Origin of the sequence: Flavobacterium amniphilum (assembly GCF_023634845.1) — a bacterium.
Lineage (GTDB): Bacteria > Bacteroidota > Bacteroidia > Flavobacteriales > Flavobacteriaceae > Flavobacterium > Flavobacterium amniphilum.
In genome coordinates this window covers 132,036-147,100 of record NZ_JAMLJL010000008.1, presented here as the reverse complement: position 1 = coordinate 147,100, position 15,065 = coordinate 132,036, and the positions used below count along the sequence as shown (strand labels likewise).

Genomic DNA, 15,065 nt, shown 5'->3' with positions numbered 1-15,065 from the left:
CATCCAACTGTCATGCTTGATTTTTTTATTGAAGCCTATAAAAATGCCCCGCTCTGGCAGATTATCCTGGAAGCCATTGCTTTCATTTTCGGTATATTCAGTGTGTGGTATGCCAAAAAAGAAAACATCTTAGTGTATCCAACCGGACTGATAGCAACAGTAATCAGCGTTTACTTACTTTGGCGTGCCGGATATTTAGGTGACATGATGATTAATCTGTATTTTTCAATCATGAGCATTTACGGCTGGTGGAATTGGTCAAAGGGAAAGAATGACGAGCAGCTTGAAATCACGCGTACAAACACAATTGAAAAATATTCCGGCCTCATATTATTCATCCTTACAATATTTATTGTCATTGGTATTTACAAATACTTCGATTATGAGATAAAAACCGAAAATTATTTTGATATTTTTGCATCTGGTATTTTCTTCACCGGAATGTGGTACATGGCCAAGAAGAAAATAGAAAACTGGACATTGTGGATTATTGGTGATATCGTTGTTGTTCCGCTATATGCTTACAGAGGTCTAGGAATGCTGTCATTACAATACCTAATTTTTACACTATTAGCCATTATGGCTTATCTGGAATGGAGAAAGATCTTAGACAAAAAGAAACTTCAATTATAAAAGTAACGCTTTACGGACCTGAAAGCACTGGAAAAACCACGCTTGCCAGAGAATTAGCCGAACACTTTGACACAGTCTGGATTGAAGAATTTGCCAGAGAATACCTTCAGGAAAAATTAAACAAACACAACGCTATATGTGACGAATCTGACTTATTACCCATTGCAATAGGTCAGACACAATTAGAAAATAATGCTTTGGAAAAAGCAAACCGCTTTTTATTTTGCGACACCAACTCACTTGTCACAAAAGTATTTTCTGATATCTATTACAACCACTGCACAGACGAACTGGAAGAAGCTGCCCGCTTACACGAATATGATTTATATTTCTTAACAGACATTGATGTTCCCTGGGAAGACGACGGGCTGAGAGACAGTCAGGAATACCGCGACAATTCATTCACCGTTTTTGAAAAAGCCTTAATTGATTACAAAAAACCATACATCCTAATTTCCGGAAATCAAGAAGAGCGCCTCCAAAAAGCCATTAAAATTGTTTCCAATTTAGAAAAAGCAAAAAAAGCAGGATTAACCAACCACGACTTCATTGCTTTACATAACACTAAGAAAGACATTGATTACACTGTTAATCAAATCAATAATATAAAAGCTGGTGTTTCAAAAATCGTTATTGAACAACCTGCAACCATCAACAATGGTGTATTTCAGCTTACTGAAAACGAATTCAAATACTATAGTGACATTTTTGACAATCAGAACAATAATTATTCTACAGAAAAATTCGTCCCGGCTTCAGGTGCCGCCAGCAGAATGTTTAAATTTCTGAGTGATTTCCTCCGGGATTACAACCCGGCTTCTGAAACCATAAACGGCTACATTAACAGAACCCAAAATAATGCTTTGGCTACTTTTATTGTTGCCATGGACAAGTTGCCTTTTTTCAAAGAGACCGACCATTATTTAAAAGGTGTTTTTCCTGACTTCAATACCTTTTCAAGAGACCGGAAAAACCATCTGTTTATTGCGACCATCTTAAACGATAAAAATTTTGATTACATCAATAAACCAAAAGGAATATTACCTTTCCATCAATATAACAGCACGAATGTAACTCCTATTGAAGAACATTTAAAAGAAGTGTTCGCATATTGTTCCAACGGAGAAAAAGCCAAGATTCATTTCACGATTTCGGAAGAACATGAAGCTGATTTTGACGCTATTATAAAACGTACTCAAAAAGAAGCAGGAAAAAAAATTGATTATAGTTTTTCCATTCAGAACCCTTTAACTGATTCAATCACACTGAATGATAAATTTATAACCAATAAGGACGCCCATGGAAATATTATTTTCAGACCCGGCGGACACGGCGCTTTACTTCACAACTTAAACGAAAGGGATTCGGATATTATTTTCATTAAAAACATCGACAATGTCAGCCACAACAATTTAGAAACCATAGCTTTATATAAAAAAGCTTTAGGAGGCTTCTTAATTGAAAAACAACAACAAGTTTTTGAACACATCCGCCTTTTTAATAATCAGGATGAAATTTCTAAAGACTGCATGAAAAATGTGGTAAAATTCATTGAGACTGAATTAAATATTTCCATTCCAACCAGCTTTAATGACTATAAAAACGAAAGTAAAATAAAACGCTTAAAGTCAATTTTAAACCGCCCCATACGCGTATGCGGAATGGTTAAAAACGAACAGGAACCTGGCGGCGGACCTTTTTGGATAAAAGAAAAAGACGGATCAGTTTCGTTACAGATAGTTGAATCGGCGCAAATAGACCTGGAAAATCCATCTCAGGAAAAACTTTTTAAAAGTGCTACTCACTTTAATCCGGTTGATCTGGTTTGCGGAATTAAGAACCACAAAGGAAAAAAATTCAACTTACTGGATTACACAAATCCGGAAACAGGTTTTATTGTTGAAAAAAGTAAAGACGGAAAAACATACAAGGCATATGAATTACCCGGACTTTGGAATGGAAGCATGGCCAATTGGATTACCCTATTCATTGAAGTTCCGATCGAAACATTTAACCCGGTAAAAACAGTAAACGATTTATTAAAGTCAAACCACCAACCCGATTAAACATGGTTGAAGAAATTATTTTGTCTGAACTTGAATATAAAGCCGTTCGAAGCAGTGGTGCGGGCGGACAAAACGTCAACAAGGTTTCCAGCAAAGTAGTCTTATCTTTTAACTTAAATATTTCCAAAGGTCTTACAGAAGAAGAAAAAGAATGGCTTATAGCTAAATTAGGGAAGAAACTTTCCCAGGAAAACATTTTACTTCTCACCTGCGAAGAAGACAGAAGCCAACGCAAAAACAAAGAAACAGTTACAAAAAAACTTTTTGATTTACTACAGAAAGCTTTGGTTAAACCCAAAGCAAGAAAAGAAACCAAAGTTCCCAAAGGAGTAAAAGAAAAACGCTTAAATGAAAAGAAAAACAATTCCGAAATCAAAAACTCCAGACGAAAACCTGATTTCTGATTATTGATTTTTAAATTGACTCAAGGCATTACGTGTAAAATCACTCAACACTAATTTTCCCGAAACAGCAGCTCTATGGTATAAAAGTTCAGGCCAGTTTTCGGTACCTTCCCACAATACTTTTTTTATTTCTGACAAAGCATCGGGATTATAAGAACTAAGATTCGCCACATATGCATGCAAAGCCGAATCCATTTCCACAATAGAAGCAAATATTTCAGAATACAATCCTTTTTGATGTGCCCACTGCGCTGATTTCCATTCGGTAGGTTGCAAAGCCATTTGTGACATCGCTGTTTTCCCTATTTTTCTGGAAACTGCCGGCTCAATTACAAACGGACCTATTCCAATAGCAATTTCAGACAACTTAACAGCAGCACTTTGCACCGCAAAAGCATAATCACACGCAGAAACCAAACCAACGCCCCCACCAACAGCCTTACCCTGTACTCTTCCCACTATAATTTTACTGCACCTTCTCATAGCATTAATTACATTGGCAAATCCACTGAAAAAAGCAGTACCGTCTTCCAGATTATCAATAGACAACAATTCATCAAATGAAGCTCCTGCACAAAAAGCACCGCCTCCGGTACTTTGCAACACAACAACGGAGACTTCATCATTATCACTCAACAAATCCAGTTGTCTGGTCAGCTCTTTTAGCTGGACACTTGGAAATGAATTACTGGCAGGATGGAAAAAAGTAATGGTAGCGACCTTATTTTCAATTTTTGTGGTGATGGTTCCGTTAGTTGACATAGTTTTGTTATTTGATACGTAAAAGTAAATAAAAAGCATAAAAAAATCCCGATTTACATCGGGACTTTCTTTATTTACCTTTATTAACCTCGGCTACATATTTTTCAAGAGCCATTGTCATTGATGGAGCTTCAGGCGTTGGAGCCATAATATCCACTCTCAAACCATGCTCTAAAGCTTCTTTTTGGGTTGTACTTCCAAAAACCGCTATACGTGTATTATTTTGCTGGAAATCAGGGAAATTTTTAAATAATGATTTAATTCCCGTCGGACTGAAAAATGCCAAAACATCATAATACACATCCTTCAAGTCAGACAAATCACTCATTACCGTTTTGTAAAAAGTTCCAGGTGTCCAATCCAATTTTAAATTATTCAATGTTTGCGGAACATCTGCATTTAACTGATCAGATGCCGGTAACAGGAATTTTTCATCTTTGTATTTTTTGAAAAGCGCAGACATATCAGCAAAGTCTTTCTGACCCACATAAATCTTACGTTTTCTGTACACTACATATTTTTGCAAATAGTAAGCAATCGCTTCACTCTGGCAAAAATATCTTAAATCTTCCGGCACCTTATAACGCATTTCTTCAGCAACCCTGAAAAAGTGGTCTACCGAATTTTTACTTGTTAATATAATCGCAGTAAAGTTGTTTAAATCGATTTTCTGAGCTCTGACATCTTTTGCCGGAACACCTTCCACGTGAATAAAAGGTCTGAAATCAACTTTTATTTTGTGCTTATTCTGTAAATCAAAATAAGGCGAATTATCAACTTTGGGTTCAGGTTGCGATACTAAAATAGTTTTCACTTTCATATTAGACATGCCTAAATCTGTTATCGGTTTGTAATTGCATAATACATAAAGTAATAGGGTGCAATTTCAAGAGCGCAAATATATAAAATAAAATAAAACAACTTACTCAAAAACAAATTTTGATAATTTCTTAATGAAACAAGGTATGTTACCGCATTAACTATCAATAATATAACTAAAACACCAAGAATCACATAAGAATTCATCAAATTTGTATAAAACAGTACGATGTTCACCGGAAGAAGCAATAGCCCAACATAGGTTCTATAGCTCACTTTAAACAAATTGAACTGCTCAATAAAGCTTTCAATATTAAACGAAGCGGCAATAATCTTTTCGATCAGAAATTTGGATAAAACGAAAAAACTCAGAAAGGTAAAAATCTGGATAAAACTCACCCAGTTTGTTTTGGTCGTATATCCGAAGTAACTCAACACAAGCAATATAAAGAAGGAAAAAGAAACCAGCTGTACCACAAAAAGCAAAATTGTGAACCAACTCATCAGGTTACTGGTATCCTTATATACTTTCATATACTTGTTGTTAACCAATAAACCTATAAAATCACTGAACCGATTCTCAAAAGCCGCCTTGGTAATCACAACAAGACCGATGGTAACAATAAACATGATTGTTATCCAGTCTTTGTTTTCGACTATACGAGGAATAAATTCGATTTTTTCCATGGCGCAAAATTACAAATTTTTTAATCGCATTACCGAATTATAAATTATTTAAGAAACACATAACCTAAAAAGTTTATTTTTGCATCAGATTTTAACACCATGCAAGACGGAATTGTCATTATACCAACTTATAACGAGATAGAAAACATCGAAACGATCATCCGTGCGGTTTTTTCTTTACCTAAAAAATTTGACGTTTTAATCGTTGATGACAACTCTCCTGACGGCACTGCAGATAAAGTAGTGGAATTACAACAGGAATTCACTGACGGACTGCATTTGGAAAAAAGAAAAGGAAAAGCCGGACTTGGAACCGCTTATGTGCATGGTTTCAAATGGGCAATCCAACACCATTATGAATACATCTTCGAAATGGATGCTGATTTTTCCCACAACCCAAATGATCTTGAAAAATTATACAACGCCTGTAAAAATGAAAACGCAGGAATGTCAATCGGCTCCCGTTACATTACCGGTGTAAACGTGGTTAACTGGCCGTTGAACCGCGTATTGATGTCTTACTTTGCATCAGTGTATGTCCGTATGATTACCGGAATGGAAATCCAGGATGCTACAGCCGGTTTTGTTTGTTACCAAAGACAAGTTTTGGAAAAAATCAATTTGGACCGACTGAAATTTACCGGCTATGCTTTCCAAATCGAAATGAAATACCGGACCTTTGTGAATCATTTCAAAATCACTGAAGTACCTATTATATTTACTGACAGAACCAAAGGTGAATCCAAAATGAGCGGTGCCATTATCCGCGAAGCCATTTTAGGAGTTATCATGCTTCGTATCCGAAAAATATTCAACCGACTATAACACACACAACTATGAGCTCTATTTTAATTAAAAACGCAAAAATTGTAAACGAAGGAAAAATAACCGAAGGCGAAGTTTTAATTGAAAATGAATTCATCACCCAAATAGGAAACAACCTCAACATTCCCGAAAATTGTAAAATCATTGACGCCGAAGGAAATTACCTTATGCCTGGCGCTATCGATGATCAGGTACATTTCCGCGAACCGGGATTAACCCATAAAGGAAACATAGCTTCTGAATCTCGTGCAGCTGTTGCCGGCGGTATCACTTCATTTATTGAACAACCAAATACAGTTCCCAACGCAGTAACCCAGGAAATTTTAGAGCAAAAATACCAAATCGCTTCCGAGACATCTTACGCCAACTATTCATTCATGATGGGCGCCACCAATGACAATCTGGAAGAAGTTTTAAAAACAAACCCGAAGAATGTAGCCGGAATTAAAATTTTCTTAGGCTCATCAACCGGAAACATGCTGGTAGACAGAGAAGAAGTATTAACTAAAATCTTCTCAAACACAAAAATGCTGATAGCAGTTCATTGTGAAGATGAGACTACCATTAAAAACAATTTAGCCGAATACAAAGAAAAATACGGCGATGATATCCCGATGGAATTCCATCACATCATCAGAAGTGAAGAAGCCTGCTATCTTTCTTCTTCCAAAGCAGTTGAATTAGCAAAAAAGACAGGCGCCAGATTACACATATTCCACCTTTCAACTGCAAAAGAAACCGAATTATTCAGAAATGACATCCCGTTAGAAGAAAAACAAATCACTGCTGAAGTCTGCGTACACCATCTTTGGTTTACTGATGAAGATTATAAAACTAAAGGCTCTTTAATCAAATGGAATCCTGCGGTAAAAACCCAAAAAGACAAAGACGGATTATGGAAAGCTTTACTTGACGGACGTATTGACGTAATCGCAACCGATCACGCACCACACACACTGGAAGAAAAAGCAAATCCATACACATCAGCTCCTTCGGGAGGACCATTGGCTCAACATGCTGTAGTTGCGATGTTTGAAGCAAATAAACAAGGAAGAATTTCCGTTGAAAAAATAGTAGAAAAAATGGCCCATAATCCGGCTAAAATTTTCAAAATTGACCGCCGTGGATTTATCAAGGAAGGTTTTTACGCCGACTTAACCATTGTCAATCCAAATGAAGCCTGGACAGTTTCCAAAGAGAACATTTTATACCATTGTGGCTGGTCTCCGTTCGAAGGTACTACTTTCAGTTCAAAAATTACCCATACCTTTGTGAATGGAAATTTGGTTTATGAAAACCAAAAAATCAATGAAATCCAAAAAGGAAAACGTTTAGCCTTTGACCGATAAACTATGAAGAAATTACTTTTTTTTATCTCATCCCTGATTATTGTAAGCTGTTCAAATAAAGTAGAGGTTAAAAAGCCCGAAAAACTGATTGAAAAAGAAACAATGGAAAACATCCTTTATGATCTGGCTTTATTGCAGGCCCTAAAAGGACATAGCCCACAGTCATTGGCCAAAAATGAGATTAATGCCAAAACATACATTTACCAGAAATACAAAATCGACAGTTTACAGTTTGTAGAAAGCAACCGCTATTACTCAGCAGATGTTCAAAATTACATGCAAATGTTCGACAAAGTCATCAAACGCTTGGATACCGAAAAAAAAGCCGCCAATGAAGTGGTCAAAAAAGAAACGGCTGCGAAACAAAAAAGAAGAAAAGACTCAATCGCAAAAGCTTCTAAAAACTAATCAACTGAAATTAAGCCAGTCTTCTTTTTTGATCTCATAGATGAAATTCAGTTTGGCTGGCTCACCATAATACTCAATCAACTTTTCACTGATTTTTTTTGCACCAATCCGCTGAATGGCGATTTGAGAGCGCACATTATTTCCGCCAATATGGAAATGAACATTATCCACAAACTGAAAAGCATAATCCAGCATTATTTTCTTTACAACCGGATTAATTCCTTTTCCCCAATATTCTTTCGCATAAAAAGTATAACCAATTAATACCACATTGCTTTTTTCGTCATAATCGTAAAAACGGGTACTGCCAACCACTTTACCGTTGGAAACCTCAACAATTTTAAATGCTCCTTTACTTTCCATCGCACCTTTGAAAAAGTTTTCAAAAACATCTCTTTTATAGCGGTCTTTATTGGGATGTTGCTCCCACACTTCCGGATTGGATGCGCATTGATACAATTCTTCGAAGTCAGACTCCCTCAGCGGAATCAATTTTACGATATCATTTTTAAGAGTTTCGGGTTGTAAATTCATTTTATCCATTTAAATAATCGGCAATTTTCACAAATTCAGTTCCTGTGTTTTTTTTCACTTTGGAGTTATCATAATACTCAATCGTATGCAAGGTACGAGCCATGCTTTTAGACAATGTTCTTTTTTTTCCAAACAAAGCCAACAAATAATCCAAGCGCCACGCCAATTCTGTCATCCATTTTTTTGCCTGTATTTTTGGCAGATTTACTTTCAATTTTTCAGCTATCAAACAAGTTAAATCCTGATAAGTGATTGTTTCCGAAACCAAAATAAAACGTTCGCCGTTTATTTCCGACTGCATTAAATTAATCATCGAATTCACAACATCATCAACGGTTACAAATCCACTGCCGCCTTTGGTATAAAAAACCAATCCTTTTCGGACTCTGTCGTAAATTTCACCACTTCCTTCCGTCCAGAAAACAGGCCCGAGGATCACACCCGGATTCACAACTACAACTTGCAATCCTTCCTGATGTCCACGCCAGACTTCCATTTCGGCGCCATATTTGGAAATCGCATAATCATTATGATGAACTTCGGGATTCCATTCAGTCTCTTCTGTTGTAACCGATTCAAAATCTTTCAAATCACCAAGAGCAGCAATCGAACTCACGTGGCATAATTTCTTTACACCAAAATCAATACACAGATTAACAATATTAGCCGTACCTTCAATATTTGCTTTACGCAGTTTTTCCTCATCTTTCGGATCAAAAGAAATCAACGCAGCGCAATGATACACCTGATCAACATTTTCAAAAACAGCTTCAAGCGAAGGAACATCCAAAATATCAGCCTGAACCCATTCTATTTTATCATATAAGTCCGGCTTCTCATAAAATGAGAAAACCTGTAAAACTCTTTTCCTCGCTTCTTCCTTACGGAATAACGCCCTTACCTGTAGATTTTGCGAAACCAATTGCAAAACCAAATGCGAACCTACTAATCCTGTTGCTCCTGTGACTAAAATCATATTCCAAAGATAAAAATTTGATTGAAAGACAAAAAGACATACAGAAATTAAGTCGGAATGATTTCTTTAAAACAATTTAAATCTCTTTTATCTTGTGATTGTATTCTATTATCTTTGCGGAAATTTTATAAAAAATGGAAAACATAATTGCTGAATTACAATGGCGTGGACTGGTACACGATATGATGCCGGGAACTGAAGAACAATTGTTAAAAGAAAGCACTGCGACATATATTGGTTTTGACCCAACATCTGATTCCTTACACATTGGAAGTTTGGTACCTATTATTTTATTGGTTCATCTTAATAAATTCGGACACAAACCTATCGCTTTAGTAGGTGGCGCAACAGGAATGATTGGTGATCCTTCAGGAAAAAGTGACGAAAGAAACTTATTGGATGAAGAAACACTGGCTAAAAATGTTGAAGGAATTAAAGGAGTATTATCAAAATTCCTTGATTTCAATTCAGCTGAAACTAACGCGCCGGTTTTAGTGAACAACTACGACTGGATGAAAACATTCTCATTCATTGATTTTGCCCGTAACGTAGGAAAAAGAATCACCGTTAATTATATGATGGCCAAAGATTCGGTTAAAAAACGTTTATCAGGCGAAACCGGAGAAGGAATGTCATTTACCGAATTCACCTACCAATTGATCCAAGGTTACGATTTCTACCATTTACACAAATCACACAACTGTTTATTACAGATGGGCGGAAGTGACCAATGGGGAAATATCACGACCGGAACCGAATTAGTGCGTCGTATGAATCCGGAAGGGAACAACAAAGCGTTTGCAATGACTTGTCCGTTAATTACAAAAGCTGACGGATCTAAATTCGGAAAATCAGAAGGCGGAAATATATGGTTAACGGCTGACAAAACTTCTGTTTACAAATTCTACCAGTTTTGGTTGAATACAACTGATGTTGATGCTGAGAAATACATCAAAATCTTTACCTTCCTAAACCAAGAAACGATCGATGCTCTAATTAAAGAACATAATGAAGCTCCTCATTTACGTGTCTTACAACGTAAATTAGCCGAAGAAGTAACCGTTTTTGTTCACAGTAAAGAAGCATTGGAGAAAGCTATTGCCGCTTCAAACATTTTATTCGGGAATTCAACTTCTGATGATTTGAAAGGATTGGACAGCGAAACATTCCTTGAAGTTTTTGACGGTGTTCCTCAGGCAGAAGTTTCTTTGGAAGAAATTAAAGCCGGAATCAATATCGTTGATGTATTGAATACCAAAACCGGATTCTTAAAATCAAACGGCGAAGCAAGACGTGCATTAACCGAAAATTCGATTTCAGTAAACAAAGAAAAAGTGACCGAAGAATATATGGTAACCGAAAAAGATTTGATCAATAATCAGTTTGTTTTACTACAAAGAGGCAAGAAAAACTATTTTGTAGTCAACGCACAATAAATATTATAAAATATTCAAAATCAACCACTTCAACCGAAGTGGTTTTTTTATTTACAAAACCACCAAAAACCCAATAAAAATAAGGCTTTCGCAATTTTATATCCATAATTTTAAGTATTTTATTGTTATATTTTTACTTTTCTTACATAAATTTTGTTAAATAATTAAAAAAATATAAATATATTCGTACCCATTAAACCAACTAAAAAACCACTTTATGAAAATCAAACTACTTTCCGTTATGCTATTAACGGTCACGAGTTTTGCATTTGCTCAAGATGGCTCTTTATGGAGAAAAACAACCAACTCCAACAAAGCGCTTCTTGAAAAAAGAATGCAACTTCCAGAGAAAAATCTATTTGAGTTAGATTTGACTTCATTGCAAACAGCTTTAGCAAAATCTCCAAAAAGATCAGCTAATGCAAAAGCGACAAACATCATTACATTACCAAATGCAGAAGGAACATTAGAACGCTTCAGCATTTATGAAAACTCAAACATGGATCCTGCTTTAGCGGCAAGGTATCCTGAAATCAAATCGTACATCGGAATTGGAATCGACAATCCTACATCGACCGCTTATTTCAGTATGTCACCGCTTGGTTTCAAATCGATGACCATCAATGCAGATAAATCGGCTTCATTCATCGAACCGTATTCATCTGATTTAAAAACGTATTCGGTTTACCAGAAATCAGACAAAAAAGCTGATTTATCACCTTTCGAATGTAAAGTAATTGACAAAATCGAGCCAAAAACAGTAAACCTGCGCCCGAATGCTGACGATTCAACTTTGAGAACTTTCCGTTTAGCCATGTCGGTTACCGGAGAATACACTGCTTATTTCGGAGGTACAAAAGCACAGGCTTTGGCAGCAATCAACAACTCAATGACCCGTGTGAACGGTGTTTTTGAAAAAGATTTTGCCGTAAGAATGGTATTAATTGCAAATAATGACGCGGTTATCTACACCAATGCATCAACCGATCCATACTCAGCAGCATCAAGCGGTGCAGGAGGAGCATGGAACTCAGAATTACAAAATACACTAACCTCAGTAATTGGTGAAGCTAATTACGATGTAGGACACTTATTCGGTGCTTCCGGAGGTGGTGGAAACGCAGGATGTATTGGATGTATCTGTGTTAACGGTCAAAAAGGAAGCGGATATACTTCTCCATCAGACGGAATCCCGTCAGGAGACAACTTCGATATTGACTATGTTGCACACGAATTAGGACACCAATTTGGAGCTAACCACACATTCTCACATGGTAATGAAGGAACAGGAGCCAATATGGAGCCGGGTTCAGGATCTTCAATCATGGGATATGCAGGTATTACTTCTCAGGACGTACAACCGCATTCTGATGCTTACTTCCATGCATTCAGTATCCAACAGGTAACTAACAACATCAAAGCAAAAACCTGTCAGACAAACACAGCAACAGGAAATGCTGTACCAACTGCCGGAGCCGGAGCCGATTTTACTATCCCGAAAAGCACACCTTTTATGTTAACAGGTACAGCTACCGATGCTAACGGGGACGCTTTGACTTATAACTGGGAACAATTCGACAACGCTTCAAGTTCACAAACCGGAGCAAGTTCGGCTGCAAGTGCTACTAAAACATCAGGACCAACTTTCAGATCGTATTCTTCGACTACAACGCCGGTAAGATACTTCCCTAGAATGGCTTCTGTATTAACAGGCGCAACAACAACAGCAGGTACTGAAATCACAGTTGAAGCAGTACCGTCTGTAGCCAGAACAATGAATTTCAGATTAACTGTCCGTGATAACAGAGCCGGTGGTTCTGCAAACAATTCTGATGACATGGTTGTTACGGTAAATGCAACTGCAGGTCCGTTTGCCATCACATCCCAAGGATCAGCGACCAGCTATACTGGAGGAACTTCACAAGCCGTAACCTGGAACGTAGCAGGAACAACTGCAAATAACGTAAACTGTGCCAATGTTGACATCCTTTGGTCTACAGATAGCGGGAACACTTGGACTACTTTATTAGCTGCAACTGCAAATGACGGTTCTGAAAACGTAACCATTCCTAACAGTAATACTTCTACAGGTAGAATATTAGTTAAAGGAACCAATCACATTTTCTTTGACGTTAACAACGCAAACATTACTGTCACTGCGGGAACAATTGACAATACTGCTCCAACAGCACCAACTAATCTTGCTGCTTCAGGAACTACCCAAACAACAACAAACTTAACTTGGACAGCTGCTACTGACAATGTAGCCGTAACAAGCTACGACGTTTACCAAGGCGCTACGATAATCGGAAATACTGCTACTACATCTTATAATGTAACCGGATTGACCGCTTCAACAGCTTATACTTTCTCAGTTAGAGCGAAAGATGCTGCAGGTAACGTTTCAACAGCAAGTAACACTGTTAACGTAACCACTTCTGCTCCTGTAGTAGACACAACTGCTCCGACTACTCCAACTAACCTTGCTGCATCTGGAACTACTTCATCTTCTACTAACCTATCTTGGACAGCTTCAACTGACAATATTGGCGTAACCGGATATGATGTATACCAAGGCGCAACAGTGGTTGGAACTACAGCTTCAACAACTTTCAACGTTACAGGATTAGCTGCTTCAACAGCTTATACTTTCTCAGTTAGAGCTAAAGATGCCGCAGGTAACATTTCAACAGCAAGCAACACTGTTAATGTAACAACTTCTGCCGTAACCATCACTTACTGTGCTTCTCAAGGAAACAACACTGCTGATGAGAGAATCGGAAGAGTGGCCATCGGATCAATCAACAATCCTTCAACAGGAACTGCAGGTTATGAAGATTTCACTTCTCTATCTACTAACTTAACAAGAAGTGCTTCTTCTACTATCACGGTAACTCCTACATGGACAAGTTCAACTTATGCTGAAGGTTATGCTGTTTTCATCGATTACAACCAAAATGGTGTATTCACAGATTCAGGCGAAACGGTTTGGTCAACTGCCGCAACCACTACAACTCCGGTTTCAGGCTCATTCACAGTACCGGCTACGGCTACTTTAGGAGCTACAAGAATGAGAGTTTCAATGAAATACAATGGAATCCCAACTTCATGTGAGGCTTTCTCTTACGGACAAGTTGAAGATTACACCGTAAATATCGTAGCAGGTACACCTGACACAACTGCTCCTTCAGCACCGACTAATTTAGCTGCTTCCGGAACAACTTCATCATCAACTAATTTATCTTGGACTGCATCAACTGATAATGTTGGCGTAACAGGATATGATGTATACCAAGGTGCAACTTTAAAAGCAACTGTAACAACAACTTCTTATACAGTAACAGGTTTAACAGCTGCAACAGCTTACACATTCTCAGTTAAAGCAAAAGATGCTGCAGGTAACGTTTCTGCTTCAAGCAACACAGTTAATGTAACTACATCATCTGTAGTATTGACATACTGTACTTCACAAGGTAACAACACTAACGATGAGAGAATCGGAAGAGTAGCTATCGGAAGTATCAACAATGCATCAACAGGAACTGCAGGTTATGAAAACTTCACTTCTCTTTCTACAAATGCAGGAAGAAGTTCTTCACAAACCATTACGATCACTCCAACTTGGACAGGTAGCGTATATAGCGAAGGCTATGCAGTATTCATTGACTACAACCAAAATGGTGTATTCACAGATGCAGGTGAAACAGTTTGGACTAAAACTGCTTCAACAACAACTCCGGTTTCAGGTTCGTTCACTATTCCTGCAACAGCTACTTTAGGAGCAACAAGAATGAGAGTTTCAATGAAATACAACGGAGTACCAACTTCTTGTGAAGCATTCTCTTACGGACAGGTTGAAGATTACACCATTAACATCACTGCTGCTGCAAGAGAAGATGAATCTTCTGAAAGCATCACAGTTAATGATATCAGATTGTACCCTAACCCAACATCGTCAATCTTAAATGTAACTTCGGTTTCTGAAGCAGCAACATTTAAAGTATACAACGTAATGGGACAAACCATCCTTGACGGTAAAATAATGAACGGATCAATTGATGTTTCACGTTTAACTAACGGAAATTACATTATGGAAATTTCTGATAACGGAACTTCAACAACAAAACGTTTCATTAAAAACTAAACACAAAACCAAACCAAACATA

The 15,065-nt window shown here is 37.3% G+C and carries 13 protein-coding genes; 8 read left to right on the top strand and 5 right to left on the bottom strand.

The features are described 5' to 3' along the window. Positions 1-12 precede the first annotated feature (12 nt). Genes pnuC through arfB form a run of 3 tightly spaced genes read left to right on the top strand, consistent with a single transcriptional unit; the run spans position 13 to position 3,103 of the window. The gene (pnuC, locus tag NAT51_RS10970) at positions 13-633 is read left to right on the top strand and encodes a nicotinamide riboside transporter PnuC (RefSeq protein WP_250598951.1); all 621 of its coding nucleotides are present in this window, start codon (positions 13-15) and stop codon (positions 631-633) included. Further along, positions 594-2,699, top strand: coding sequence for a DUF4301 family protein (locus tag NAT51_RS10965; RefSeq protein ID WP_250598950.1), 2,106 nt, complete (start codon positions 594-596; stop codon positions 2,697-2,699). Before pnuC ends, NAT51_RS10965 begins: the two co-directional genes overlap by 40 nt. A gap of 2 nt (positions 2,700-2,701) precedes the next feature. Next, positions 2,702-3,103: an alternative ribosome rescue aminoacyl-tRNA hydrolase ArfB gene (arfB, locus tag NAT51_RS10960; RefSeq protein ID WP_250598949.1), complete on the top strand. Its 402-nt coding sequence runs from the start codon at positions 2,702-2,704 to the stop codon at positions 3,101-3,103. Here arfB and NAT51_RS10955 read toward each other — a convergent pair whose 3' ends face one another. From NAT51_RS10955 to NAT51_RS10945, 3 genes are all read right to left on the bottom strand, one after another. After that, positions 3,104-3,865 carry an enoyl-CoA hydratase/isomerase family protein gene (locus NAT51_RS10955; protein WP_250598948.1) on the bottom strand — a complete coding sequence of 254 codons (762 nt, stop codon included), beginning with the start codon at positions 3,863-3,865 and terminating at the stop codon, positions 3,104-3,106. Between the two features lie 70 nt (positions 3,866-3,935). Further along, the gene (locus tag NAT51_RS10950; RefSeq protein WP_250599021.1) at positions 3,936-4,685 is read right to left on the bottom strand and encodes a uroporphyrinogen-III synthase; all 750 of its coding nucleotides are present in this window, start codon (positions 4,683-4,685) and stop codon (positions 3,936-3,938) included. 20 nt (positions 4,686-4,705) lie between these two features. Further along, the gene (locus tag NAT51_RS10945; protein WP_250598947.1) at positions 4,706-5,371 is read right to left on the bottom strand and encodes a DUF4271 domain-containing protein; all 666 of its coding nucleotides are present in this window, start codon (positions 5,369-5,371) and stop codon (positions 4,706-4,708) included. A gap of 99 nt (positions 5,372-5,470) precedes the next feature. On the opposite strand from NAT51_RS10945, the gene NAT51_RS10940 reads away from it, so the two are divergent. Genes NAT51_RS10940 through NAT51_RS10930 form a run of 3 tightly spaced genes read left to right on the top strand, consistent with a single transcriptional unit; the run spans position 5,471 to position 7,953 of the window. Beyond that, complete coding sequence (locus NAT51_RS10940; RefSeq protein WP_250598946.1) at positions 5,471-6,196, top strand: polyprenol monophosphomannose synthase; 726 nt, start codon at positions 5,471-5,473, stop codon at positions 6,194-6,196. Positions 6,197-6,207: 11 nt separating this feature from the next. Continuing rightward, on the top strand, positions 6,208-7,545 hold the full coding sequence (locus NAT51_RS10935) for a dihydroorotase (protein ID WP_250598945.1): 1,338 nt from the start codon (positions 6,208-6,210) through the stop codon (positions 7,543-7,545). Positions 7,546-7,548: 3 nt separating this feature from the next. Further along, positions 7,549-7,953 carry a DUF4296 domain-containing protein gene (locus NAT51_RS10930; protein ID WP_250598944.1) on the top strand — a complete coding sequence of 135 codons (405 nt, stop codon included), beginning with the start codon at positions 7,549-7,551 and terminating at the stop codon, positions 7,951-7,953. On the opposite strand, the gene NAT51_RS10925 is transcribed toward NAT51_RS10930, so the two are convergent. After that, a complete protein-coding gene (locus NAT51_RS10925; RefSeq protein WP_250598943.1) occupies positions 7,954-8,487 on the bottom strand; it encodes a GNAT family N-acetyltransferase in 534 nt (177 codons plus the stop codon). Between the two features lies 1 nt (position 8,488). Further along, complete coding sequence (locus tag NAT51_RS10920; protein ID WP_250598942.1) at positions 8,489-9,463, bottom strand: NAD-dependent epimerase/dehydratase family protein; 975 nt, start codon at positions 9,461-9,463, stop codon at positions 8,489-8,491. Between the two features lie 134 nt (positions 9,464-9,597). Between NAT51_RS10920 and tyrS the strand changes: the two genes are divergently transcribed. Both tyrS and NAT51_RS10910 read left to right on the top strand, forming a co-directional pair. Next, on the top strand, positions 9,598-10,899 hold the full coding sequence (gene tyrS / locus NAT51_RS10915) for a tyrosine--tRNA ligase (protein ID WP_250598941.1): 1,302 nt from the start codon (positions 9,598-9,600) through the stop codon (positions 10,897-10,899). 217 nt (positions 10,900-11,116) lie between these two features. Next, positions 11,117-15,043: a reprolysin-like metallopeptidase gene (locus NAT51_RS10910; protein ID WP_250598940.1), complete on the top strand. Its 3,927-nt coding sequence runs from the start codon at positions 11,117-11,119 to the stop codon at positions 15,041-15,043. The last annotated feature ends 22 nt before the right edge of the window (positions 15,044-15,065 follow it).